This is a genomic window from Streptococcus sp. ZY171113, from assembly GCF_057748235.1.
Genome location: NZ_CM173243.1, coordinates 1,607,393 through 1,631,750 on the forward strand (window position 1 = coordinate 1,607,393; position 24,358 = coordinate 1,631,750).

The following is a 24,358-nucleotide window of genomic DNA, read 5'->3' on the forward strand; positions in this document are numbered from 1 at the left end:
TCTCTGCGAGAAAAACTGGCTGGAAGCCATAACAGCCACGGCCTTGCCCCTCTTGAAATGAGGAGCAAGGCCGTGGCTTAAAGCTTTTATGATGTCATTGTCCACTTGACAGGGAGCAGTTCACTAGGCAAGTGGAGGCTATTGCATTTAAGAGTAACAAGCTCCTAGAGACAGCTAGTCATTCTTTTTAAGACCAGCCAAGCCAAGTGTCGCCAAGAGGCTGGCTGCACCGATGGCCATCAAGACTGAATCGGCATCACCTGTCTCTGGCAGGCTTGGTTTGCTGCTGTCTGTACTTGTTGCTGGTGCTGGACTAGCCACAGGTGCTTGGGCAACTGGCTGGATAGCCACTGGAGCTGGTGTGTTAACTGGCACCTGGTCTACTGGGAAGACTGGTTTCTCATCAGCTGTCACGCTGTCACCTTTTTGAGTGACTGGCCTTTCTGGTCCAGTCGCTTTTGCTGGCAACTCGTCAGCCCTTACACCCTCACCATGTTGAGTAAGAGGCGTTTCTGGTCCAGTCCCATTAGCTGGAACCTGGTCAAGTGGGAAGGACGGTTTTTCCTCTTCAGTTTCAGGAAGGAGTTTAGCGTCTGGCACTTGGTCGATTGGGAAGCTTGGTTTCTCCTCAGCCGTCACACCCTCACCGTGCTTAGTAACCAGTTCTTCTTTCTCTTCAGGTTGGACAACTTTGGTGCCTCGAAGGACAATATGAGTGACTGGCAGGCTAACGCTCTTCACATCAACCAGGCGTTCACCCGTTTTGACACCGTTGGTAAAGGTGTCCTCATAGACCTTGATGAGGCGACCATTGACACCAACCTGGGCCACGACCTCTTGGCCCAGAGGCAGGCTAGCATCGTCCAGGTACTCAGTGTCAAAGGCGATGGTCTCTGGCACCTCACGAGGAACTGTCGTCGTCGTGGTAATCGGACGGGTGCCGACCAGAACAAGTCTATTCACAGGCTCAACACGATCTTTTTCTTCGACCAAGCGTTCCTCACTGGTTTCATCAGCCTTTTCATAGACACGGGTGACATAGCCAACTCGACCTTCTCGAATCAATTCCTCCTGACCGAAATCAAGGCTGTCCACCTCTAGTCGATCCGTGCCAAACGGCAATTCTTCCCGTTCTTCTCGACGAATCGGCACTTCTGGCCTGGTAGGAGATTCGGGACGAGTACCAATCACGATAACCTCATTGACTGGTTCTTCTCGACGAACTTCTGGGTCCAGAACGGCGATGGTCACCCACTTGCCGTTGACCAGCTGCTGGCGAACCTTCTTAACAACTTTACCAGGTTTGCCCTCAACCTCAACCTGACGATAACCGACTGGCTTAGTGGCATCTTCACGAGTTGTTGAAGTAAATGGCAGAGCTTCATCAACGAGTTCTTCTCTGGTCTCTGCTTCTTTCAACTGACCTAAAGCATGGGCAAAACGAGCAATCTGACTAGCCGTTACCAGGTTTTGACGCTGCAATTGGTTAAAGAGGGTTTCTAATTCCTGGATTTGAGCATCCGATTCACCCAGACGGGTTTTGGCTGCTGCCAGGGCCGTGGTGTATGGCGTCAAGTCATCTGGAGCATTGGTCGGAACAATCAGACCCAGACGCAACTCAGCTGCTGACACATACTTGTTTGCCTCGCTAGCACGGTTACCGTAGGTTTCTGTTGCGGTCAAAATAATCTGTTTGGCCGCAATTTCCTTGCCAAATTCAATTCGTTTGGCCTTGGCATCATCAGCCCAGTTGGAGATGGTAAAGGTATGACGCTCATCATTACTATCAACCACGACCAGGCTACCTGCCTTGAGGCGACCGTTCGAGCCAGACTGACGAGGAACGTATTCCAGATGGGTCAGGTTAATCGGTTCACGCAGAGTAGCCGTTGCTGGCTTGCTAAAGCCGCTGCCATCCCAGGCGGAGTGCCACATGGTGCCAGCATTGCCATCAAAGGCCTTCCAGAAGTTCTCATTCTGACCAGCCTGTTCACTGGCGGTTGCTGACTCGATGTCCTGACTGGTTACTGCCACCTTATGGCTGACCAGGTTCATGCGAGCCGCTGCTGCTTGGTTGGCCAATTCTCTGGCCGCATCCAAGCTCAAACCAGTACCCACACCAGCCATCAACTCCACAACACTATCCTTGTAGGCCACCAGGCTATCCTTGGTATAGGTGCCATCTTCGATTGGCAAGTGAAGTTTTACCGCCTCTTCCAAAATCAGGTCAGGTGTGACCTCAATCTCCTCAATCCGCAGGTTATCCATGATGAAGTCGTTGTAGCCACGGAAGTTGGCATTGCCACCTGACTCACCCTTGGTGTCGCCACCACGGCTGGTTGAGAAGATACCAATCCAGCTCTGACCAGATTCGCTGCCATTAATCACATAGGTGGCTCGACCAGCCTTTTCACTACCCTCCCAGGTGTTCTTGAGTGGGTGCATGGTCAACTGGTCTGGGCTACGGTACTCGCCTTCACCGATAACAAAGGCGTAAGCATCATCTGAACCAGCCTCGTAATCGAAGGTCACCCGATAGGTCTTACCAGCTTCAAAGGCAAAGTTTTGCGGCACAGTCTGGTAAACCAAGCGGTTGCGGCCAACTAGGCCATTAGTCTTGAGTGACCACTTGCCGTCGATAACATCATCAATCTTCTTGCCATTCCAGCCCCGTTGGGTGTATGGTTCGTTCTTCTCTGACAAGTGGGTTCGGTTGTCCTCAACCCCTTCGATGCCACCTATAACAAATGGGAAGATTCCCTGTGGCACATGCTCAAAGTCTTGGAAGAAGACCTTGGTCTTGCTGAAATCATGCTCACCACCGTACATGGTCGAGTTGTTTTCAAAGACACGCACCTCGTCAAAGTAAACCAGGCCCTCACTGGCAACCGCCTCACCCTTGCGGGTCAAGGTCAGGTTGACATTTGAAACATCCTCACCTGTCGTAAAGAAGACATAGAGGTTCTGGAAGTAGCTCTTGTTGTCAACGGTCGCATTCCGCTCCCAAGTGTTATGGGCATAGGCTTTGACATAGTTGAGGGCCAGCGACTGACCAGTGCTGTTGCTGATGATCTTGTCACCAGTGTTAACAGTCAGGGTCGCCTCTGCTGTGCTGCGGTTGTCCACACCGACATAAACGGCATAGGACGTGTTTGGTTTGAGGTCAGTCAGGCGTTGGGACACGGTCACATCGCTGGTGCTTGATGACAGGGCCAACATTGGGTTGTCACCTTGTGAACGGACAATAGCCGCCTTATCGGTCTTATTGATGGCCCATGGGCTCAAGCTACCGCTGTTAAAGCCTTGGTCAACGATGTGCATGCCATCGCTCCACTTGACGTCTTGGTTGGTCTGTGGACTGCGGTAAAGCACATAGGCCTCATTAGCTGGCACGTCGATGGTGACGCGACCATTAGCCACGGTCAGTTGACGCTCCTCAGCCTTACCAGTATCGGTCAGCTTATAGAGGTAAACTGGACCCGTTTGCCAGTCACTTGGCAGTTCCCAGCTGGTGCTGCCTGCTTGGGTGTTGAAATAGTAGAACTTCTTATCAGCCGTCGCCAGATCACCGCCATTGGCATCCCAATCCCATGGAATCAGGTAGGCAGAGCCATCCATGACGGTACGACCGTCCAAGGTCATGGTCCGCTCACGGTAGCCTGCGGCGTTGACATCATTGGACTTACGACGGATAACCAGCTGGCGGTTGTTATCATCCTTGAGCTTGATTTCCATCTCTGGGGTCCAGTTATAGGTCTGGCCGTTATCTGTCATGCTGACAGGGGTGCCGTTGGTCCAGTTGGTCACCTTGAAGTGCTGGACAAATTTGGTTGGAATGTTGGCACGGAAGAGGTTGGTCATGTAGCCCAGGTAGTCACTGCGGCCTTGCCAACCTTCAAAATCCTTCATGTCGTAACCACCCAGAAGTGGGTTGTTGGCGGCACCACCGTAGTTTGGATAGTCCCCCACCCATGAATCTTTTTGGTGGTTGCGGATGAAGCGAACGATGTTACTGTTGATGCCCTTGAGTGAGAAACCACCATAGGTCAAATCCGATGCCCAGTGTTGGAAGGTTGAATCGTATTCACCAGCATAGCCCCATTCGTAGGAAGCCCGCCAGCCGTTCTCGTTAATCTCTCTGGACAGCATGTGAGTGGCCCAGGCAGAATCGTTACCAGCTTGGCCATTGCCCCAAACATCGACATAGATAAAGTCTAGCCCCTCACCAAGAGCGTCCCTCAGGTCCTTGAAGCGGTCGAAACGACCGTTGGCCATGTCGTAATCGGAGTTGATGTTGATGCCCTGGTCAATCCAGTTCCAGCCGTAACTATAAGAGCCGTCAGCGTTCTTGCGCAGGCGTTCTGGGTTGAAGTACTTGGACTCTGGGTAGGTTTCAGAGGCGTTGACGTGGATACCGAGCTTGGCACCATAAGGACGAGCCTTTTCAATCAGGGTCTTGAAGTCCTCAACCCCACCAATCCGTTTACCGACGTCCGCATAGTTGAGGTGCCCAGAGTCGTGACCCTCACTACCGTAACCTTTAAGAAGAATCGATTGCCCCAGACCATCGGTGTGGAGGGTGATTTTCTTGATGCCGTCAAGGGTCATGAGGAAGGGGTTCTGAGCCTGAGAACCAAAGTTCATGGCAATCCGGTAAGCCACCAAATCAGGCACACTCTCATGCCCTTTCGGATTGTTCATGATGGTCCGATAAGCGATGGCGCCATCCTGCCAGTCCACGCGGCCGTCCTCGTTTTGGTCCTTGGTCAAGACCACCTTGGCACTTGGCAAAACAAAGGTCCGCTCGTCGTAAACCTTGTTTTCATAGGCCCGCTGGTAGATGTAAGGCGAGCTTTGGATACCGATAAAGTTCTCACCGTTGGCAGAGAATTTGTTGGCGGTCAGACGAGTGAAGTCGTTGGCCCCACCACCGTAGTTGTGTTGGGAGTTGCTCCAAACCCCTGCTGCCAGCTTGTTGTTGGATACAAAACCATACATGTAACCACGAGCTGCCATATTAGCCATGGTCTTGGTCACCGCCACCTCTTCGTCACCCGTCTGATGGGTGTTAGTGGACATGCGGGCCCCATTGAACTTGGCTTCGCTATCAGCACTTGAGACAGATACCAGGTGACTACCAGGCAACTCAATGGTTTCAATCAGTTTGCGTTTGTCATCAATGGTGCTACCAGCTACCACATTGTTGTGGTTGACCACTTCGGTCACATCATAGTGGAGCTCATTCTTGACCAGCTTAACCTGAACCTTGAGGGTAGCATTCACCAAATTTTCATCAGAACGGACATTCAGAGTGTAGCGAGCGGTGCTGTTATCAACCTTCTCATAAGCCACTTCTGGAGCCAACTCGTGACCATTGATTTTAACCTTATTGTTAGCGATGACCTGACCTGGCAGGGTCTCACCGTCCAAGGTATATTCCCGAATCCGTGGGAAAGCACGGTCAATCTTGGCTGTCAACTCACCTGAGCTCAAGGTATCATAATGGTACTGACTCTCGTCAACCCGAGTATCATCAACCGTTTCAGTCTGAGGTTTGGCAGCAGCGACTCCTGATTGGTCGTCCGTCTTGATGTCCACTCGGGTCACTTGACTGCCGAAACGGCCGACTTTAAGGGCAATCTTCTTGCTATCACCCAGAGCTTCCATAACAGCTGTTGGGACGGTAAAGGTATCAAAAACAGGGTTACCGTTGACGCTGGCATTGAGCTGGCCGTCATGCTTGAGGCTGATTAAGAGCTCGTTGGTTGACCCCTTAACTGGCTCTTGGGCACTGCGGTTCTGCAACCATTGGCCCGTTTGACCAGCCGCCTTGTATTCCCAGAACCAGCCGCCGCTATCGTAACCGACAAAGATATGGTTGTTGTGGTCCTTGTGGTTGAGGAAAACGCCAAAACGACCAGCATCTGGCTCGGATTGTTCCACAAAGGTCAGACCAACCGTCGCATTGCCAGTGTCGTCCACCCGCAGGCCCTCTTTTTCAAACAGGGCTACATTAGTACCGTTATCGTTACCCTCTGATGGCGCTAGAGCGTTGTAGCGGACACCTCCAGCTTCCTTGACCTCAACGGTTCCTGCCACGCTTGACGTCGCTCTCCAGTCCACCGTCTTAGCCGCTGGGCTGGTGGTTGACGCCATGAGTTCAGGCTCTTTTTCTTCTGTTTTGGGGTCAATGGCTGACGCTTCTAAAGAAGAGGCTGCTAAGTCATCCGCTGGAGCTTCTTCTTTCTCGGGTTCAAGGCTTTTAGCTGCTTCTGCTTGTGGTTCTGTTTTAGCAGGTTCAGGCACCAGGGCTGAGTGCCCCTCAGGAGCCAGTTCCCCTGTCTCCTGATCCGCATGAACAGTCGTTCCACCGACAATACTCATGCCAATCAATACCGAGCAAACACCGACACTCAGCTTCCGAATGGAAAAACTTGAGCGTTTGGAAAATAGGTCTTTACCCATGATAAAAATCCTCCTTTTTTGCACACAAAAAGTGTAATCGTTTTCTCAATATCTATATAATAACGAAAAAAACAAGAAATAGCAAGTCCTTTTTGTGTGTTTTTGACGGTTTTTTTGAATAAATAAACAGAAGTTATAAAACTAAGACAAGTATCTTTCTAATCAAACAGACCTGCTCTGCTATTTCCAAAAAAGTTAACAGAACAAGAGGAAAAATGTGATATAATGAGAAGGAAACCATACGGAACCTTTGGAGGAAAATGATGAAAAAAATCAGCAATGACAGCCTTTTTGACCTAAAAAATATCAGCGACCTGGTGACGCATGATGGCTATGCTTACTTTGTTGAAACAGGCATCGACAAAGCTTCAAATGCCTATCAAGCCCAACTTTACCGCCTCAATCTGACAAGAGGTGATAAGGTTCCTTTCGGCAATGGGGGAAGTTTTTACCGTGATTTAGCCCTGAGCCCCGACAAACAATACTTGACCTTCCTGGGTAAAACAGATGCTAAAAGCCCTGCTCAAGTTTATCAAATCCCCCTGACTGGTGGCTCTGCTATTGCCCTCACTAAGGAAAAAACGGGGGTGTCTCGCTACCTTTGGGCAAGAGACGCCAAAACCATCTACTACCAGACAAGCCCAGAAGTTGACAACGATAAGACTGAGGACAAGGAGCTCCTTGCTCCTCGTGTCTTTAACAAGGTTCGTTACCAGATGGACGGCCGTGGCTACCTGACCGAGAACCAAGCCTATCAGGTTAAATCCTTGTCGCTCGGTCAAGAGCCTCAACTGGTCTTTGAGGCTGACCAAGACTTCTCTTTGGCTCATGTGACGGCTGATGGCAAGCAGGTGCTCTATAACCAAGCCAAAACCACTCCAGAAGATTTTTCTTGGCCGCTGGGCCAGGTCCTGAGCTACCAGCCAGACATTCAAACCAGCAAATCCCTGACTGCCCATGTGGATAATGGCAACCTGTCCCTGGTAGCGGTCAGTCCTGATGAAGCCTACTACCTCTTGGTCGGTAACCAGTTTGATTACCAGTTCGTCACCCAAGACCAGCTCTACCTCTATGACGTGGCGAGCGGGCAGTTGACTTCTCTGACCAAAGATCTGGACCATTCCGTCGGTGATGAAATTGTGGCTGACTTCCAGCAGGGCAAGATTGGAGTTGCCATTAACTGGCTGGACAAGGAGCGTTTTGTCTTCTCGGTGACTGATCAGGGCCGTGTTCTCCTCTATCAGGGCCATGTATCTGGGGAAATTCGCCCCCTCATCGAGCAAACGCTCCATGTGACGGGAGCAGCCTATCTAGCTACTGAGGAAGCCTTTGTCCTCTCCTACTCGACAACGACTGTTCCTAGCCGCTTGGCCCTTCTAAAAGACGGTCAGCTACAAGACCTCTATGACCCCAACAAGGACTTCCTGACTGAACACCAGCTGGTTGAACCGCAAGGCTTTACCTATAAAGGCTACGCTGATTGGGACGTTCACGGTTGGTACCTGCCACCTCTTGAACAAGCTGACAAGCACCCTGCCATCCTTTATATCCACGGTGGCCCTCAGGTCTGCTACGGGGAATCCTTCTTCCATGAAATGCAGGTTCTGGCTGCCCAAGGCTACGGGGTCATCATGCTCAACCCTCGTGGTGGTAGCAGCTACGGTCAGGAATTTGTGGCCGCTATTCTTGGAGACTATGGTAACCACGACTACGATGATTTGATGCTGGGTGTTGACCATGTCCTGGCCCAACACCCTGAAATTGATGCCAGTGCCCTTTATGTAGTGGGCGGTAGCTACGGTGGCTTCATGACCAACTGGATTATCGGTCACACCGACCGTTTCAAGGCTGCCTGCACCCAGCGAAGCATTTCCAACTGGCTCAGTTTCTATGGTGCCAGCGACATCGGTCCCTTCTTTGTAGAAAATCAACTGCAGGCCGATTTGACCCAGGCTGACAAGCTCTGGCAGTTATCCCCTCTAGCTCATGCCCACAAGGCCAAGACACCTCTGCTAGTTCTCCACGGGGAAGAAGACCGCCGTTGCCCACTGGAGCAAGGCCAGCAAATCTATATGGCTCTGAAAAAAGCTGGTGTGGAGACCAAATTCATCACCTTCCCAGCCTCCAGTCACGGCCTATCCCGTGATGGCCTGCCAAATTTGAGAATTAAACGCCTAGAAGCCATCCAAGACTGGTTCCAAACCCACTAGAAAGAAGAAACCCATGTACCCAAATTTATTAGACCGTTTTTTGACCTACGCTAAAATCAACACCCGAAGTGACATCAGAAGCAAGACCACACCAACCACTGAGAACCAAAAACGCTTCACTCTGGATGTTCTCCTGCCAGAAATGGAACGGATTGGACTGACCGATATTCACTACATTGAAGACAATGGTTACCTGGTCGGTACCCTGCCAGCCACCGATCCAACCATGACCCGCAAAATCGGCTTCATTGCTCATGTAGACACGGCAGACTACAATGCGGAAAACATCCAACCACAGGTCATTGAGAACTACGACGGCAAGCCCATTCTTTTGGCCAAAACAGGGGCCCATCTGGATCCCAAAGATTTTCCCCAGTTGCACAACTATCTGGGCGATACCTTGATTACAACGGACGGCTCTACCCTTTTGGGAGCAGACGACAAGGCTGGCATTGCTGAAATTTTGACAGCCATGGAATACCTGATTGCCCACCCTGAGATCCCTCACGGGGAAATTCGTGTGGGATTTGGGCCGGATGAAGAAATTGGCATCGGGGCAGACAAGTTTGACGCGGCTGATTTTGATGTGGACTTTGCCTACACCTTGGACGCAGGCCCGCTGGGTCAAATCCAGTACGAAACCTTTAATGCGGCGTCAGCTACCCTGCATTTCCAAGGGCGAAATGTCCATCCAGGTACCGCTAAAAACCAGATGATTAACGCCCTCCAAATGGCCATTGATTTCCATAATCAGTTGCCAGAACACGACCGACCAGAAAAAACGGATGGTTATGAGGGCTTTTACCACCTGCTGACCATTGACGGCGTAGTGGATCAGGCCAAGGCCCACTACATTATCCGAGATTACGATACGGTGAATTTTGAACAGCGCAAGCAATTTTTCAAAGACCTCGTGGCCAAGATGAATCAGGAACTAGGTGAAGAACGAGTAGTCCTGGACATGTACGACCAATACTACAACATGCGTCGGGTTATCGAGGAGGATATGACCTCCTTCAACCTTGCTGTTGAGGTCATGACTGAGCTGGGAATCGCTGTCGATGTGGCCCCAATTCGTGGCGGCACAGACGGCTCCAAAATCTCCTTTATGGGCATCCCGACTCCCAATCTCTTTGCGGGTTGGGAAAATGCCCACGGCTGCTATGAATTTGTCAGCCTCCAAACCATGGCACGTGCTGTTGATGTCATTATCGGCATTGTCAGCCGTCGAGAGGCCTAAAAACAAAAAAGCCTCACAAAGCTTGTAGCGGTGACTCGCAAGGCTTTGTGAGGTTTTTGTGACTATCTGCCATAAACTGGCAAGCCCAATTCTCCTGTCGCCTCGGCCAAGAGCTGGGCGATATCTTCTGTCAAGGTCAGGCTTTGGGCCCGCACCTCGGTCGGAAAGCGGTAGAGCTTCTGGTTGAGGCTGACAAAACGGGCCTCTGGGTTGGCCACCGTCCGAGCCTGAAAAGGCTGCTTGATGTATTGGGGCGTGGTGTAGCCAACCCCTATCTCGATGTAGAGGACCTTGCCCACCTCATGTTGGCTGAGGAAGGTCTTGTAGCGGGCCTCTTGCTCGTGGAAATCACCATCTTCTACCATGCCACTGTCAGCGTTTCGCTTATTGATTTCCAGCGGGGCGTCACAGACTGGGCAGAAGGGAATTAAGTCCCTTGGCACCTTCATGTCAGCCTGCTGGGCAACCATTTGCCACATGAGCTCATCATTCCGATAGGTCTGGGCATGGCAATGGCGGCTGCATTGCATGAGGGCATACTTGCCCTGAATATGGAAAAGCCGATCCGTGTCATAGTCGGCCACCTCAAAGGCATTGTCCGCATTGGTCGTGATGACAAAATAGGGCTTACCCAGCTGGGTCAGCATGGTTTTGAGGTTGACATAGGCCGCTCCCAAGGGCTGGTCCAGATAGTTGAGGACCACGAAACGGCTATGAAAGGCCCAATACTCCTCCAAACTCTCCAGATGAAAGAGACTGGCCTGGAGCATGTCCAAAAAGCCATACTTGGCAATAAAATCAGGGAAATTGTCCTCAAATCGGCTACCGATATAGGTAAAGCCATCCGAGGCCGACATGCCAGCTCCAATACCAACCACAATGGCATCCGCCTCGGCCATGAGGCCAGCCAAGAGCTGGCCTTGGGTTAGGTCACTTGTCTCAAACGACGTCCAAGTCATCGGGCACTCCTTTCGTATGGTCCTTGGGGGCAAGCCCCAGCAATTGGCGATAAATCACCTGGTCCTCTGGGTCATAGACCGCAAAAATCACCTGTAAACTGCTCTCACGCGCCGCCAGCCAACTGGTGACCGTCTCCACTGCGATCTTAGCCGCCAGGTCCTTGGGAAAGCCAAATTGGCCAGTTGAAATGCAAGGCAGGGCTAAACTAGCCAGCCCCTCTTTATTTGCCAAGTCCAAACAGGCCAGATAGGACTGTTTGAGCAAATCGGCTCGAATGAGGGAAACAGGTTTTCCTGCTGGGATAAAGGGCCCAACCGTGTGAATCACCGCCTTCGCAGGCAGATGAAAGGCAGGGGTCAACTTGGCTTGCCCCACCGCTTCCTTCCTGCCCTGCTCTGCCATTAGCCTAAAACAGGCCAAACGCAGGGCCGTGCCAGCCCAAGTGTGGATGGCGTTGTCCAGGCAGGCGTGGTTGGGTTCAAAACAGCCCAGAAGCTGACTGTTGGCTGGGTTGACGATGGCTGCCACAGCCAGCTCCGTCAGGTCGCCCTCGTAGAGGTAGAGGTTGTGTCCCACCTCCTGGCAGTCCGCCAAGGTCTTGACCGTTCGGCCATTTCGCCAGGTCAGGTAGCGGGCCTCAAGCTCCAGGTAAAGAGCCGAAGCTTCTCCAGCAGGTCGGGTGTTGACCAGGGCCCGCCAGCTTGTCTCTGCCTCAGTCAAGTCATCTGGTAAGGCCTCAGCCTCACCACGCTCCGCCTGCAAGAGCCCAATCATGGCCTGCAAGAGGGCCAGTTGCTCCTCCTTAGGCATCTTCCAAGCCAGCAAACGCCGCCTCATCAACGCCCGTCAAGCGAACCAACCAGTTCTCCTCAGCTTTTGGAGAGTTGAGCAAGGTCGGTTGGTCTAGAGCTGCCTCGTTCCTGGCCACAATGGTGCCTGCCAGGGGCGACAGGATGCCCATAACGGTCTTGGACGCCTCCAAATTGAGGATCAGGCCGTCTTTCTCCAAGCGGTCGCCCTCCGCAAATTCCACGTAGCCGATGGTGCCCACGTCATCCTGCAACTCAGGTGTCATGCTGATGGTGTAGGTGTCGTCCGTTTTCTCTACCCAGAGGTAGTTTGCAAATTTTTTCATGATTTTCCTTCTTTCTTTTTTGAAAAATAGCAGAGCAGCCTAGCTGATTAGGTCAGCCAAGAGCTCCAAACTTCTTAAACGATTGTCAAATCCAGGGACCAGAGGGATAATTAACAACTCATCTGCCTGACCGACCTGGGCCAAGTCAAGCAATCTCGCTCGAACCTGGTCAGGTGTTCCAACCAGCAAGCGTTCCCGCTGCTTAATGAGCAGGTCTTCTTCCTCAGCGGTCAGCTGGTAGGCCTTGGCCGTCGCCACACTGGGAAAGGTCTTAAAGTGATTAAAGTCTTCCTTGCCCAAGAGCCAGATTCCGACAGCTCTAGCCAAATCCTCAGCTGCTTCAGTCGTCTCAGCAACCACCACAAAGACGGCCAAGATGGCCTGGGGCTGGGCCTGATAAACCGATGGCTTAAAGGCCTGACGGTAGCGGTCAAAGCTAGCTCGGATAACCTCAAAAGGGTCATCAAAGAGGTAGGGAAAGAGGCCCAGCACATAACCCAGGCCTTGACGGCCGGCCACCTGAGCCGACTGGCCACCCATACCCAGAGTAAAGGCTGGGGGCAGGCCAGCCCCACGAGGGTTGGCAAAGGGTTGGGTCTCGGCCGTCAAGTAGGCCGTGATTTGAGCCAAAACCGCCTCAAAGTCACCAGAACCCTGCTGGCTCTTGAGGGCCCGACTCACCCGAGCCGTCCCCAGAGAATTGCCCCAACCCATGTCTATCCGATTGGGATAAAGGCTGGTCAGGGTGGCCACTAACTCAGCCAACTTAAAGGGGCTATAATGCAAGGCCATGATGCCCCCAGATCCAATCCGAATCCGCTGGGTTTGGCTGGCCAGATGGGCCATGACCAGCTCTGGGCTGGAAATGGCAAAGGCATGGACATTGTGGTGTTCAGCCACCCAAAAACGGTGGTAGCCCAAGCTGTCTGCCCGCTGGGCCAGCTGGACCGTCTCTGCCAGAGCCTCCTGGGCCGTCCGGCCCTCATCAATCAGGCCATAATCCAAGACACTTAATTTCATTGATTCTCCTTGTCATAATTGGCCGCCAAGCCCCGAAAAACCGCCCGCGACTGGTCGGGCAGGCTCTCCCCATAGTCCATCAGAGGCACGATGTCCTTGAAGGCCGCTTGGGGAATGGCCAAGCGTTCCAGTTTGTCTGGTTTGATGAGGAGTTCTATCTGGTCAGCCTGATGGCTTTCAATCTTCTGGGCAAATTCTGGATCCACCAAGAAAGGGGTGGACAGGCCAATCAAGTCAGCCGTCTCCAGGGCCTCCAAACATTTATCAGGAGTATTGATGCCCCCCGTTGCCATAATGGGCAGGCGGTGGCCAAACCGCTCCCTGATAACCTGGGTGACCAGGCGACCCTGGTCAGGTCCAGCAGACCGCACCCGGTTCCTGAAAACGTCATGTCCCCAAGAGGCTAGAGCCAGATAGTCCAGCTCTGCCATGTCCAAAAGCCAGGTCAACAAGGTGCTAAAGTCCTCAATGGCGTAACCGATGCTAGCCCCTCGGGTCTCCTCAGGCGTAGCTCGGAAGCCCAGGATAAAGCCCGACGGGGCCTCAGCCTTGATGACCGCCTGAACGGCTCGGAAAATGTCCAAGGTCAACTTGGCCCGGCTTTCCAAGCTCTGACAGCCGTAGGCATCGGTCCGCTGGTTGCTGAAGGTGGAGAAAAAGGTCTGAATCAGGAGCCGCTGGGCCGAGGACACCTCAACCCCAGCAAAGCCCGCCCTGATAGCCCGTCTGGTCGCCGCCGCATAGGCCTCAACCAGCTCCTCCAACTGCTGTGCAGTCAACTCCCGCACCTCATGGGGAATGGGTGAGTTGAGTCGCATGGGGCTGGGGCCATAGACAAAGCCATCCCGAGCTAGGGTGTGGCTGGAAAAACGGCCAGCATGGGTCAGTTGTAAAACAGCCTTGGCCCCCTGGGACTGCATGGCCCCTGCCAGCTGGGTCAAGCCAGGAATGGTGGTGTCCTCCGCCACACTAAAACCATACTCAAAAAGCTGGCCTGCTGGGTCCACATAGGCTGCCCCTGTGATTTGCAAGGGGGCTGAAGCTGCCCGTCGCTGAGCGTAAGCCAAATCCGCCTGCGTCACCAGACCAGCCGCCGTTGACGAATTGGTCACCATGGGCGACAGGACAAAACGGTTGGCCAGAACTGTCCCCTTGGGCAGAGTCAGAGGACTGAATAAGTCAGTAACCATCATCGCCCACCTCCCTGAACCAGCTGGTCAAAGGCTTCAAAATCCAGCTCATTTTCCAGCGTGACCTGATAGGTTTTGAGGGACTGGCCCAAATCAGCCAAGGCCACCAAGAGCCGCTCCCTGATTTCTGCCACCGTGAAATCCGTCGGGCAGAGGTCAGAGAGATTGGCCATAGAAGCGGGATTGACCTCAGGGTAGGTAAAGGTGGTTGCCTGGCCACCGATGCCAGCGGCGTAAAAATCGGCCACCAACTGGCCTCGCTTGGCCTGGTCCCCACAAACGCTGAGGTAGATGGACACCACAATCCCATCCTTAATCCGCCGCTGGGCCAGACCAGCAAATTTCTTGCCAGCGATGGACAGGTCGAAGTTGCCTGGGCAGTAGGAATCCACCACCTCGTAGGCCTCAACCGTCACCCCCTGGTCAACTAAGAGCCGCTCGACCAACTCTTTCATGAGCTGATAGGCAGCCTTTATCTCCAGCTTCTGGTCAAGCGGGTTGGGCAAAAAGAGGGAAAAATTCAGAACCCCCTCATCCGCCACGACCGCAAGACCGCCCAAATTTCGAACCACAGGCTGGTAGCCCGCCGCCTCAATGACAGTCAACCCCCGCTCCAAATCAGGCACCTGCTTGTCCAACATGCCCAAAATCACCGTCTCCTCCAAGGGCCAGAGGTGGGCGATAACCTGCTGAGGGTTGCGATTGACCTCACGCAAAAGAACCTCCGTCCAAATAAAGGGGGAGCTAGGCTGGTCAAAGGCATAAATCGGATAGGCCGCCAGGCGACTGAGGTAAGTGGTCATAGGAACTCCTTCTCTCTTCATTATACCATAAGTTTGCAGGATGAAACCAGTTTCAGCGAAAAAAGCTCGGCTTCCTCCCTTTTTGGGAAAAATAGCAGAGCTGGCTAGAGGATTATCATAAACTTTTCTGACTAACACATCACCTCTCCTAAAACCTGAAACCGTGAGGCCTTTCAGAACTAGACGACAAAAAAACTGGCCGCAGCCAGTTTTTTTGTCTCAAATCTTATTCGCCGCCGAGGTAGTACTCTTTAGTGATGTTGAGTTTCTCATCCAATTCGAACACCAGTGGTGGGAAGTTTGGAATTTCAACATCCATGATTTCGTCATCTGACAAACCTTTGATGTGCTTAACAAGGGCACGGATTGAGTTACCGTGAGCACCAACGAAGACGTTTTTGCCGTCTTTAAGAGCTGGAGCAATCTTGTCTTCCCAGAACGGAAGGGCACGCTCAAGGGTCACTTTGAGGTTTTCTGCATCAGGGATAACAGACCCATCAAGGTGAGCGTAACGACGGTCAGTGTGGGCTGAGTGCTCATCGTCTTTGGCCATATCTGGAGGCAAGACATCGTAAGAACGACGCCAGATGTGGACTTGGTCATCACCGTATTGCTCAGCAGCCTCAGCCTTGTTTTTACCAGTCAAACCACCGTAGTGACGCTCGTTCAAGCGCCAAGACTTCTCAACTGGTACCCAAAGCTGATCAGCAGCTTCAAGGGCCAAGTTAGTGGTCTTGATGGCACGTTTCAGAACTGATGTGAAGGCCAAGTCAAACTCAATACCAGCTTCTTTGATCAGCTTACCAGCGTCGATCGCTTGCTGTGTCCCTTTATCAGACAAATCAACATCTGCCCAACCTGTGAAGAGGTTGGCCTTGTTCCACAAAGACTCACCGTGGCGAGCAAAAACCAATTTTACCATTTGGATTCTCCTTTTTTCTATGTGGGTCTAGGCCCACTTACCCTTACTATTTTACAGGATTTTTGTGAAAAATGCTACTAAAACTTGCGATTTTTTTGGAAAAATGGGAGTGGGGCAAAAATCGGCAACCCAAAGGGCTCGATTTTGTCGCCCCACCCCCGCACAGTTGAGTAGGGCTGTAAAAGCTGATGAAAGCAGCGAATTAGAGCCCACTCAACCACTGCGTCTTGCATAACAAGCGATATAGCACTAAAAATCCGAGACTTCATTTCCCAAAAGAAAAGGCCAGGAAGGCAGAACCAGCCAGTCAAGCAGAGCAGCAAAAAACGGCCAGTTGCCTAGCCGTCTGCTGCTCTTAGAACCTGTATTCACAATCGAAGTATTTGATTGACTAGGCTAGTTTTGGTGCAATCGAGAAACATTTTTGCAGAAATACTGCCCGTATTACCAAAAAATGTGACAAAGAGTGAGCCAAAACTAGCCAGTCAGGTGAATACTGAGATGTGAGTACAGGTTCTTAATAGAGCAGGTCGTAGATTTCCATAGCAATCAGGTCGATGCTATCGAAGGTGTAGCTTTCGCGGGCCGCCACATCACGGAGAGTGAAGGTTGGGCCGTTTTCTGGGTCGTTGTTGAAGGCCACTTCTGCCACCACAACACCCTCACGTTCAAAATTACGTTTCAGGTTGCTACCGTCTGTTGCCATCAGCTCCAGGCGGTTGATGATTCTAACCAAATGTGATTCCATTTGTTTTCTCCTATCTTATGTTTACCCTACCATTTTACCATATTTTTAGGCTGACCAAAAGAAAAATCACCAAATTTAGCGATTTTTCCCCTCTTTTTTCCTATAAACTGTCCAAAATAGCGTCCCAAGCCGCGTCATACCCCTCTCTGGTTTCAGACGAAAAGATGATAAAGGTATCGGTCTTGTCAAACTCCAGCTTTTTCTTGATGGCTGCTTCATGCTTGTTCCACTTGCCACGGGGGATTTTATCAGCCTTGGTAGCGACGACAATAACTGGAATCTCATAATACTTGAGAAACTGGTACATCTGGACATCGTCCGCTGTCGGGTCATGCCGCAAATCCACTAGGCTGACCACGGCACAGAGATTGTCCCGACTGGTCATGTATTCCTCAATCATCTTCCCCCATTTGGCTCGTTCGGTCTTGGAAACCTTAGCATAGCCGTAACCTGGGACATCGACAAAGCGAATCTTGTCATCAATGTTGTAGAAGTTGAGAAGCTGGGTTTTCCCCGGCTTGCTGGAGGTCCGAGCCAGGTTTTTCCGACCCAGCAAGGTGTTGATAAAGCTGGACTTGCCCACATTGGAGCGACCAGCTAGAGCAATTTCTGGCAGGTCGTCTTGGGGGTAATGGCTCTTGTTGGCAGCTGACAGGAGCAGGCTAGCATTGTGAGTATTGAGAACTTCTTCGCTCATGAGCCCTCCTTAGGCGGTTTCGAGGACAGGTTTGTCTGTCCCGTCAACAGCGGCCTTGGTGATCCGAACCAGAGTAACCTCTTCTTGGCTTGGCACTTCAAACATGACGTCCAGCATGGTTTCTTCGATGATAGAGCGAAGGCCACGGGCACCAGTTTTACGCTCGATGGCTTTGCCAGCGATACTTTCCAGAGCATCTTGGTCAAATTCCAAATCAACCCCGTCGTAAGACAGCAGGGTCTGGTATTGTTTGACCAAGGCGTTCTTAGGTTCAGTCAAAATCCGCACCAAGTCATCAACAGTCAGCTGCTCAAGAGCTGCGATGACAGGCAAGCGACCGATAAATTCTGGAATCAGGCCAAATTTCTGGATGTCTTCCGAGATGATTTCTTGCATGTAAGAGGCATCGTCATCAATCTTGCGGCTGTTTTGGCCGAAACCGATGATTTTCTCACCCAGACGTTGCTTGACAATCTCTTCAATGCCATCGAAGGCTCCACCCACGATAAAGAGGATGTTCTTGGTGTCAATCTGAATCATCTCCTGGTTAGGGTGCTTGCGACCACCCTGCGGTGGGACGCTGGCAACTGTACCCTCAATGATTTTCAGGAGGGCCTGCTGAACCCCTTCACCAGACACGTCACGGGTGATGGAGACATTCTCCGATTTCTTGGCAATCTTGTCAATCTCATCCACATAGATAATGACCCGCTCAGCCCGCTCGATGTTGTAGTCAGCGGCCTGGATGAGTTTGAGGAGGATATTTTCCACGTCCTCACCCACATAGCCAGCCTCGGTCAGAGCAGTCGCATCTGCGATGGCAAAAGGCACATTGAGGCTCTTGGCCAGGGTTTGGGCCAGGAAGGTCTTACCAGAACCGGTTGGGCCAATCATGAGGATGTTGGATTTCTGCAAATCCACTTCCTCGTCTTCATCTCGGCTCTCTGCAAAGCTAATCCGTTTGTAGTGGTTGTACACCGCTACTGCCAGAGCCCGTTTGGCTCGGTCTTGACCGATAACGTAGGTGTTAAGAATGTCCAAGAGTTCCTTGGGTTTTGGCACATCAGCCAAATCAGCCAGCACTTCTTCTGACAGTTCTTCTCGGATAATTTCCTGAGAGAGTTCCACACATTCGTTACAGATGAAAACGCCGTTTCCTGCAATGATTTTGCGGACTTCTTCTTGGTGCTTGCCACAGAATGAACAACGCACAAACAGGTCAGTGGTTCGATTTCCTGCCATGATTTCCTCGTTTTTCTAATTAAAATAAGCTGCCGTAAAAGGCATGAATGGTCACAACAATATTGCTAAAGGCATTGAGGAGAAAGAAAATCCCCAGGCCATAGCGGCGTTTTTGAAAGGCTGGACCTGCTGCTAACAGGCAAATGCCACAAAGAAAGGCGGTAATCACCCCTAAGATGCTACGTTGCACGGTTCTCCTCCTTTGTTCTCTGGTAGGTCGTGATGGTAAAGGCATGTGGGTTGGCCTCATCAGCCTCGATGACCTGCTCTGCTATTGGCACAAAAAGGGACCAATCCAGGGCAGGGAAATGGGTGTCGCCAGCAAAGTCGCCAGCCACTCGGGTCACAATCAGGCGGTCGCAGTGGGGCAGCATGGCCTCATAGACCTGGGCACCACCAACGATGTAGAGGTCCTTGTTCTGGCCCTCGAACCAGTCCAAAACGGCCTGGGGACTGTTCAGGGTCTCAACCCCGTCAAGGCCAGCCTGCCGGCTCAAAATCAGGGTCTCCCGACCTGGCAGGAGGCGACGGTTCATGCCGTCAAAGGTCACCCGCCCCATCAGGAGGGCCTGCCCCATAGTGGTCTCCTTGAAATGCTGCAATTCCTTGGGCAAATGCCAGGGCAGGCGGTTGTCTTTTCCAATCAACCCCTGCTGGTCCTGGGCCCAAATGGCAATGATTTGTTTGCTCATAAGCCCTTCCAAACTTAGTTTAGTGAGACTATTTTACCAAATTCCAGCAAAAAATGCTCGAAAAAACTTTTCGAGCACCTAATCTTCCCCCAAACGCCCGTAATCGTCCCAGTCCCCGTAGAGCTTGCCCTGACGGGTTTGGGTCAATAGCCGAGCTAAACTCTTGTCATAGGTTTGGGGTTGGTTTTTCCGTTGAAAGGCCAGATTACTGAGCCTGACCTCCTGATAGAGCCGAGGAAAGCTGGAAAAGGTCTCCCAGACCCCTTCTGCTTTCAGGATATCAACCAAGTCTTGGTCCAGGTCAACCGTCAAGTCAGGCAAAACAGCCCGGCCCTGGTCGGTCATGAGGCCAAGTTTTTCCAGGCGTTTGACCCTGGCCTTGTTGAGGGCTGTCCAGTTGGACTTGGGCCGCCTGGGTGAAAACCGTTGCCAGGTCTGACCATCCACCTTTTTCAGGGTGCTGTCAATCCAGCCCAAGCACAGGGCTTCTTCGACAGCGTCCAGGTAGTAAAACACCTGCTCTGCCGTCGGCCGTCCCCGCTTGAGCTGGAGCCAGCACTCGGTCTCAGCTCTGCCATGTTCCGAAAGCCAAGCCCGAAAGGCCTGACGGTTCGTTAGGTTCAGTTGGTTCTTCATGGGCAACTCCTAAATAGCCAAGTCAAACTTGAGCTGGGGCAGGACAGGATCGTAGTCCACCAACTCAAAGTCTTCTGGCTTGATGGCAAAGAAATCTGTACCGTCTGGGACATTAAGAACCAAACGAGGATGGCAGTTGGTCGGCTCTCGGCGGAGCAATTCTTTCGCCTGCTCAAACTGGTTGTCGTAGATGTGGAGGTTGTTGATGAAGTAAAAGAACTTGCCCACCTTCCAACCAAAATGCTTGGCAATCATCATCTGCAAGGCCACATACTGCATGGCATTGATGTGGTGGGCCACCAGCATGTCGTTAGACCGCTGGGTCAGGGTGGCATCAAGGAAAATCTCATCGCCAACCTGACGGACGTCAAACATGGTCTGGAAGGCACAAGGGTAGAGGCCGTCAGTCGCCTCAAAGGCTTCATAATCCCAAAGGGAAATGACATTGCGACGGTTCCAAGGGTTGTCAGCCAATTGCTTGAGGAGCTTGCCAATGATGTCATGCTTTTTAACGATAGCCCCGTAACGTTGACCGATAGTCCCTGTGCCTGCAACCTCCCAGTCATTCCAGTAGGTCACGCCATACTTGTCCTGCAAAACTGACAGGTCGCTGGTCTGGTCCTGATAAATCCAAAAAATCTCACGGATGGCTGATTTGATGGCGATGGGGCGCAGGGTGGTAATGGGAAAGTCGCCCTGGCTCAGGTCGTATTCCGCAAAGGAACCCGTGATGTACTTGGAGTTGGCCGTACGACCGTCCTTGTACTTAGGTCTAGCCTGCTGGCTAAAGACCCCATCTTCTAAAATCTCGCGGATATTGTCTTTAAAAATCTGGTCTGCTTTGGTCATGATTTTTCCTACTTCACTAATTCTTGGGCATCCTTGAGCTTGACGGACACGATTTTGGACACGCCCGACTCCTGCATGGTCACCCCGTAGATGCTGTCTGCCGCTGCCATGGTCCCACGGCGGTGGGTCACCACGATAAACTGGCTGGACTTGTCAAAGCGGTTGAGGTAGTCGCCGAACCGTTTAACATTGGCCTCATCCAGGGCCGCCTCCACCTCGTCCAGAATCACAAACGGTATGGTTTTGACGCGGATGATGGCAAATAGCAGAGCGAGGGCCGAGAGGGCCTTCTCCCCACCTGACATGAGGTTGAGAGACTGGATCTTCTTGCCAGGAGGTTGGACAGAAATCTCCACCCCAGCGGTCAAAATGTCGTTCTCGGTCAAGACCAAGTCAGCTGAACCGCCCCCAAACATCTGGGTAAAGGTGGTCTTGAAGCTCTCTCTGATGGCTTCAAAGGTTGATTTGAAGCGGGCCTTGACCTCGCCATCCATGTCGTCAATGGTGGCCTGGAGCATATTTTTAGCCTCCAAGAGGTCGTCTCTCTGGCCAGACAGGAAGGTCAGACGGTCAGCCACCTCCTTGAACTGGTCAATGGCTTCTAAGTTGATTGGCCCTAGGGCCTTGATTTTTCTGTTCAGATCCTTGAGGGTCTGGCGGGCCAGAGGCAGATTCTCTAAAGGCTGGGCAGCCGCCACCGCCTCACTATAAGACAAGGAATAATCTTCGCTCAGGCGGCGGGCCAGGCCTTGCAGGCCCTCGGTCACCTGGGTCAGCTGGACATCCAGGGTCGCCTGCTGGCGAATCAGGCCCTCGTTGCTCTGGCTGGCCTTTGTCAGGGCCTCATCAATGTCCTCCAAGGCCGCCTGACAGTCTTCCAATTCAAACCGCAGGCGAATTTGCTTGGTCTGCTCCTCCTCCTGCTGGCGGCTGGCCTCCTCGTGCTGCTGGCTCAAACGGGCCAGGTCTTCAGGGGCCAGGTTCTGACTGTCCTCAGCCACAAAGGCCTGCAAGTTGTCACGCTCCGCCCGCAGGCGGGCCAAATCGCCCGCCAAGCGGCTCTGGGTACTGGCCTCAAAGGCCTTGGCTGAGGTCGCTTCTTGTTGACGGATTTGGAGCTGGTTCAGGGCCTGTTGGTGGTCTTCCCGTTGCTGGTTGATGCTAGCCTTGTCGGTCTTGAGCTGGTCGATGTCAGCCGTCAGGCGGGCTTTTTTCTCAGCAATGCTGGTTAATTGGGCCTCGATGGCCGCCTTGTCCTCCGTCAGGTCGGTCTGACCTGTGGCCGCTTGACGGGCCATTAAGGCCTGATGGACCTTGTTGAGGTCTGCCAGACGCTCGGACAACTGCTCATAGGCCAGGCGCTGCTTTTGCTCCTCCAGACGGGCGGCTTCGCCGGCCTCCTTGATGACCAAGAGGTCAGCCTCCTGCTGCTCGATACTGGCTCGCACCTGGCCGACCAGGCTTTCCTGGGCCAGCATCAGGCTTTTCTGCTCTGCTATTTCCCCAGACAAGCGATCAAGCTCCGGCTGGATAAAGGTCGTGGACTGCTGGCGGTTGGCACCACCCGAAAAGGACCCACCCGGTCGCAGCTCGGTGCCGTCCAGGGTCACCAGGCGAACCTGGTAGTTGAGCTGGCGGGCCGCTGCCGTGGCCTGGTCGGTGGTCTCAAAGATGGCCGTCACGCCCAAGAGGTTGTGGATGATGGTGGCCACTTTGGCGTCAAAAGCCACCAAATCGCTGGCCAGCCCCAGATAGCCCGGACTCTGCTCCAGCTTGATCCGATGGTGGTCGGCCAAGACCCGAGGTTTGATGGTCGTTAGGGGCAAAAAGGTGGCCCGACCCTGACGGCTCTGCTTGAGAAAGGCGATACCGGCCTTAGCGGCCGCCTCATCCGCAACAATCACGTGCTGGCTGGCGCCCCCAAGGGCAATGTCCATAGCCGTCTGGTAGCGGCTGTCAAAGGTCACGGCCTGACTGACCGCCCCCAAGATACCTGGCAGGCGGTTGCCAGCCTGCAAAACAGCTCGAACCCCGGCGTAGAAATTGCTATGGTTCTTCTGAATCGCTTCCAGACTGGTCTGCTTGGCCTCCCTGGTCTTGATGCCATCCAAGAGGTCAAAGAGCTTGGTCTGTTCCTGACTGTACTTGGCTTTAGTCGCCTGCAAGGTCTGGTCAGTCTCTTGGTAGTCTGTCAAGAGGCTGGCCACCTGGTTCTGGGCAGCCTGATAGTCGGCCAAGGCCTGCTGGGCCTGGGCCTTGACCTGGGCCAAATCAGCCGTCAGCTGCTGGCGTTCCTGGTCTTCCTGACTGGCCTGTTGAGCCTGCTGGTCCAATTCAGCCGTCAGGGCAGTCAGGCGGTTGGTCAAATCAGCCTCTCTTTGCATGAGGCCGACAAAGTCCTCCCGCAAGGCCTCAATCAGCTGGTCTGGGCTCTGTGAAAAGCGAGCTAAGTCTGCCTGACTGGCCGCAATCTGCTGGGCCAAGTCCGCCAAATCAACCGCCAGCTGCTGGCTGGTGGCCAGGCTCTGAGCTTCCTCAGCTTCCAGTTCTGACAAGCGGGCTTCCAACTGGGCTAATTGGTCCCGGGCCTGATCCTTGGTTTTTTCAGACTGGTCCATTTCCAACTGTTGCCGCTCCAGCTGGCCCTTGAGGTCAGCCGTCAAGCGGGTCAAATCAAGGAGCCTGGTCTGGCTGGCTTCCAAAGCTTCAGACAGGCTCTGTCGCTTGGCTTTGAGGGCCTGGTTTTGGTCTTCCAAGTCTGACCGCTTGGCATGGTAGGAGCTCAACTGGTCAGAGACCTGAGCCAGCTGACCTTCCAAGTCCTCCTGCTTGGCCTTTTCCAGACCGATGTCCGTCACCAGCACATCCAGTTGCAACTTGGATCGTTCCCCATCCAGCTCCAAGAAGGCCGTGGCCGTCTCAGCCTGCTTCTCCAGGGGCTTGACCTGGTTGTCCAGCTCGTAGATGATGTCTTCCAGACGGTCCAGGTTGTCCTGGGTCTGGTTGAGTTTGGTCTGGGTTTCTTTCTTTCTAGTCTTGTATTTGAGAACACCAGCCGCCTCTTCAAAGATGGCCCGACGTTCCTCTGGCTTGGCATTAAAAATCGCCTCGACCCGCCCTTGAGAGATGATGGAGAAGGAATCCCGACCCAGACCCGTGTCCATAAAGAGGTCATGGATATCCTTGAGCCGGACCTTTTTCCCATCAATCAAATAATCGCTATCCCCGTTGCGGTAGATGTGGCGTTCCACCGCCACCGTCTCCTTGGCCCCAGCCAAAAAGCCGTCGCTATTGTCCAAGACCACCTTAACCGCCGCATAGTTCTGGGCCTTGCGGTCCTGGGTTCCCGCAAAAATCACATCGGGCATCTTGCCCCCCCGCAGGCTCTTGGCCGACGACTCTCCCAGAGCCCAACGCAGGCTCTCGGTGATGTTGCTCTTGCCTGAACCATTGGGACCAACGACCGCCGTTACCCCCTTGTCAAAGGTCACCTTGGTCTTGTCCGCAAAGGACTTAAAGCCCTGCATTTCAATCGCTTTTAGAAACATA

The 24,358-nt window shown here is 52.8% G+C and carries 18 protein-coding genes; 2 read left to right on the forward strand and 16 right to left on the reverse strand.

The genetic code is table 11. The features are described from left to right. Positions 1 to 174: 174 nt before the first annotated feature. The gene (locus AC3ARB_RS07625; protein ID WP_488319980.1) at positions 175 to 6,465 is read right to left on the reverse strand and encodes an endo-alpha-N-acetylgalactosaminidase family protein; all 6,291 of its coding nucleotides are present in this window, start codon (positions 6,463 to 6,465) and stop codon (positions 175 to 177) included. Positions 6,466 to 6,725: 260 nt separating this feature from the next. Between AC3ARB_RS07625 and AC3ARB_RS07630 the strand changes: the two genes are divergently transcribed. Together AC3ARB_RS07630 and pepT are read left to right on the forward strand one after the other, a co-directional pair. Continuing rightward, positions 6,726 to 8,675 carry a S9 family peptidase gene (locus AC3ARB_RS07630; RefSeq protein WP_488319981.1) on the forward strand — a complete coding sequence of 650 codons (1,950 nt, stop codon included), beginning with the start codon at positions 6,726 to 6,728 and terminating at the stop codon, positions 8,673 to 8,675. A 13-nt stretch (positions 8,676 to 8,688) separates the two neighbouring features. Next, the gene (gene pepT / locus AC3ARB_RS07635; RefSeq protein ID WP_488319982.1) at positions 8,689 to 9,915 is read left to right on the forward strand and encodes a peptidase T; all 1,227 of its coding nucleotides are present in this window, start codon (positions 8,689 to 8,691) and stop codon (positions 9,913 to 9,915) included. Positions 9,916 to 9,977: 62 nt separating this feature from the next. On the opposite strand, the gene AC3ARB_RS07640 is transcribed toward pepT, so the two are convergent. The 15 genes from AC3ARB_RS07640 to smc all read right to left on the reverse strand — a co-directional run bounded on the left by AC3ARB_RS07640 (position 9,978) and on the right by smc (position 24,357). After that, complete coding sequence (locus AC3ARB_RS07640; protein ID WP_488319983.1) at positions 9,978 to 10,874, reverse strand: SIR2 family NAD-dependent protein deacylase; 897 nt, start codon at positions 10,872 to 10,874, stop codon at positions 9,978 to 9,980. Beyond that, positions 10,855 to 11,685: a protein-ADP-ribose hydrolase gene (locus AC3ARB_RS07645; RefSeq protein ID WP_488321546.1), complete on the reverse strand. Its 831-nt coding sequence runs from the start codon at positions 11,683 to 11,685 to the stop codon at positions 10,855 to 10,857. Before AC3ARB_RS07645 ends, AC3ARB_RS07640 begins: the two co-directional genes overlap by 20 nt. Next, on the reverse strand, positions 11,678 to 12,010 hold the full coding sequence (locus tag AC3ARB_RS07650) for a glycine cleavage system H family protein (protein WP_488319984.1): 333 nt from the start codon (positions 12,008 to 12,010) through the stop codon (positions 11,678 to 11,680). The genes AC3ARB_RS07645 and AC3ARB_RS07650 overlap by 8 nt, the downstream gene beginning before the upstream one ends. Positions 12,011 to 12,049: 39 nt before the next feature. Beyond that, on the reverse strand, positions 12,050 to 13,030 hold the full coding sequence (locus AC3ARB_RS07655; RefSeq protein ID WP_488319985.1) for an LLM class flavin-dependent oxidoreductase: 981 nt from the start codon (positions 13,028 to 13,030) through the stop codon (positions 12,050 to 12,052). Next, complete coding sequence (locus AC3ARB_RS07660) at positions 13,027 to 14,220, reverse strand: NADH-dependent flavin oxidoreductase (RefSeq protein ID WP_488321547.1); 1,194 nt, start codon at positions 14,218 to 14,220, stop codon at positions 13,027 to 13,029. The genes AC3ARB_RS07655 and AC3ARB_RS07660 overlap by 4 nt, the downstream gene beginning before the upstream one ends. Further along, the gene (locus AC3ARB_RS07665) at positions 14,220 to 15,023 is read right to left on the reverse strand and encodes a lipoate--protein ligase family protein (RefSeq protein WP_488319986.1); all 804 of its coding nucleotides are present in this window, start codon (positions 15,021 to 15,023) and stop codon (positions 14,220 to 14,222) included. The genes AC3ARB_RS07660 and AC3ARB_RS07665 overlap by 1 nt, the downstream gene beginning before the upstream one ends. 226 nt (positions 15,024 to 15,249) lie before the next feature. Further along, the gene (locus AC3ARB_RS07670; RefSeq protein ID WP_488319987.1) at positions 15,250 to 15,945 is read right to left on the reverse strand and encodes a phosphoglycerate mutase; all 696 of its coding nucleotides are present in this window, start codon (positions 15,943 to 15,945) and stop codon (positions 15,250 to 15,252) included. A gap of 517 nt (positions 15,946 to 16,462) precedes the next feature. Further along, positions 16,463 to 16,693, reverse strand: a complete 231-nt coding sequence (locus AC3ARB_RS07675) for a DUF1797 family protein (protein ID WP_488319988.1) — start codon at positions 16,691 to 16,693, stop codon at positions 16,463 to 16,465. A gap of 100 nt (positions 16,694 to 16,793) precedes the next feature. Next, positions 16,794 to 17,390, reverse strand: a complete 597-nt coding sequence (gene yihA, locus AC3ARB_RS07680; RefSeq protein ID WP_488319989.1) for a ribosome biogenesis GTP-binding protein YihA/YsxC — start codon at positions 17,388 to 17,390, stop codon at positions 16,794 to 16,796. 9 nt (positions 17,391 to 17,399) lie between these two features. Next, positions 17,400 to 18,632 carry an ATP-dependent Clp protease ATP-binding subunit ClpX gene (clpX, locus tag AC3ARB_RS07685; protein WP_488319990.1) on the reverse strand — a complete coding sequence of 411 codons (1,233 nt, stop codon included), beginning with the start codon at positions 18,630 to 18,632 and terminating at the stop codon, positions 17,400 to 17,402. Positions 18,633 to 18,651: 19 nt separating this feature from the next. Next, positions 18,652 to 18,822 (reverse strand): hypothetical protein, encoded by a 171-nt coding sequence (locus AC3ARB_RS07690; protein ID WP_488319991.1) that lies wholly within the window; start codon positions 18,820 to 18,822, stop codon positions 18,652 to 18,654. Then, positions 18,812 to 19,324, reverse strand: a complete 513-nt coding sequence (locus AC3ARB_RS07695; RefSeq protein ID WP_488319992.1) for a dihydrofolate reductase — start codon at positions 19,322 to 19,324, stop codon at positions 18,812 to 18,814. The genes AC3ARB_RS07690 and AC3ARB_RS07695 overlap by 11 nt, the downstream gene beginning before the upstream one ends. Positions 19,325 to 19,402: 78 nt before the next feature. After that, positions 19,403 to 19,960, reverse strand: a complete 558-nt coding sequence (locus AC3ARB_RS07700) for a YdeI/OmpD-associated family protein (RefSeq protein ID WP_488319993.1) — start codon at positions 19,958 to 19,960, stop codon at positions 19,403 to 19,405. Between the two features lie 9 nt (positions 19,961 to 19,969). After that, entirely contained in the window at positions 19,970 to 20,809 is an 840-nt protein-coding gene (locus AC3ARB_RS07705) for a thymidylate synthase (RefSeq protein WP_488319994.1), read from the reverse strand. An 8-nt stretch (positions 20,810 to 20,817) separates the two neighbouring features. Then, positions 20,818 to 24,357 (reverse strand): chromosome segregation protein SMC, encoded by a 3,540-nt coding sequence (gene smc, locus AC3ARB_RS07710; protein ID WP_488319995.1) that lies wholly within the window; start codon positions 24,355 to 24,357, stop codon positions 20,818 to 20,820. Position 24,358 lies beyond the last annotated feature (1 nt).

Excerpts from the sequence above, each read along its gene's own strand:
- AC3ARB_RS07640 (WP_488319983.1), bottom strand. The coding sequence starts at position 10,874 with ATGACTTGGACGTCGTTTGAGACAAGTGACCTAACCCAAGGCCAGCTC.
- AC3ARB_RS07630 (WP_488319981.1), top strand. The coding sequence starts at position 6,726 with ATGATGAAAAAAATCAGCAATGACAGCCTTTTTGACCTAAAAAATATC.
- AC3ARB_RS07705 (WP_488319994.1), bottom strand. The coding sequence starts at position 20,809 with ATGACCAAAGCAGACCAGATTTTTAAAGACAATATCCGCGAGATTTTA.
- AC3ARB_RS07670 (WP_488319987.1), bottom strand. The coding sequence starts at position 15,945 with ATGGTAAAATTGGTTTTTGCTCGCCACGGTGAGTCTTTGTGGAACAAG.
- smc (WP_488319995.1), bottom strand. The coding sequence starts at position 24,357 with ATGTTTCTAAAAGCGATTGAAATGCAGGGCTTTAAGTCCTTTGCGGAC.
- yihA (WP_488319989.1), bottom strand. The coding sequence starts at position 17,390 with ATGAGCGAAGAAGTTCTCAATACTCACAATGCTAGCCTGCTCCTGTCA.
- AC3ARB_RS07660 (WP_488321547.1), bottom strand. The coding sequence starts at position 14,220 with ATGGTTACTGACTTATTCAGTCCTCTGACTCTGCCCAAGGGGACAGTT.
- clpX (WP_488319990.1), bottom strand. The coding sequence starts at position 18,632 with ATGGCAGGAAATCGAACCACTGACCTGTTTGTGCGTTGTTCATTCTGT.
- AC3ARB_RS07645 (WP_488321546.1), bottom strand. The coding sequence starts at position 11,685 with ATGCCTAAGGAGGAGCAACTGGCCCTCTTGCAGGCCATGATTGGGCTC.
- AC3ARB_RS07625 (WP_488319980.1), bottom strand. The coding sequence starts at position 6,465 with ATGGGTAAAGACCTATTTTCCAAACGCTCAAGTTTTTCCATTCGGAAG.
- AC3ARB_RS07700 (WP_488319993.1), bottom strand. The coding sequence starts at position 19,960 with ATGAAGAACCAACTGAACCTAACGAACCGTCAGGCCTTTCGGGCTTGG.
- AC3ARB_RS07695 (WP_488319992.1), bottom strand. The coding sequence starts at position 19,324 with ATGAGCAAACAAATCATTGCCATTTGGGCCCAGGACCAGCAGGGGTTG.
- pepT (WP_488319982.1), top strand. The coding sequence starts at position 8,689 with ATGTACCCAAATTTATTAGACCGTTTTTTGACCTACGCTAAAATCAAC.
- AC3ARB_RS07650 (WP_488319984.1), bottom strand. The coding sequence starts at position 12,010 with ATGAAAAAATTTGCAAACTACCTCTGGGTAGAGAAAACGGACGACACC.
- AC3ARB_RS07655 (WP_488319985.1), bottom strand. The coding sequence starts at position 13,030 with ATGAAATTAAGTGTCTTGGATTATGGCCTGATTGATGAGGGCCGGACG.
- AC3ARB_RS07665 (WP_488319986.1), bottom strand. The coding sequence starts at position 15,023 with ATGACCACTTACCTCAGTCGCCTGGCGGCCTATCCGATTTATGCCTTT.
- AC3ARB_RS07675 (WP_488319988.1), bottom strand. The coding sequence starts at position 16,693 with ATGGAATCACATTTGGTTAGAATCATCAACCGCCTGGAGCTGATGGCA.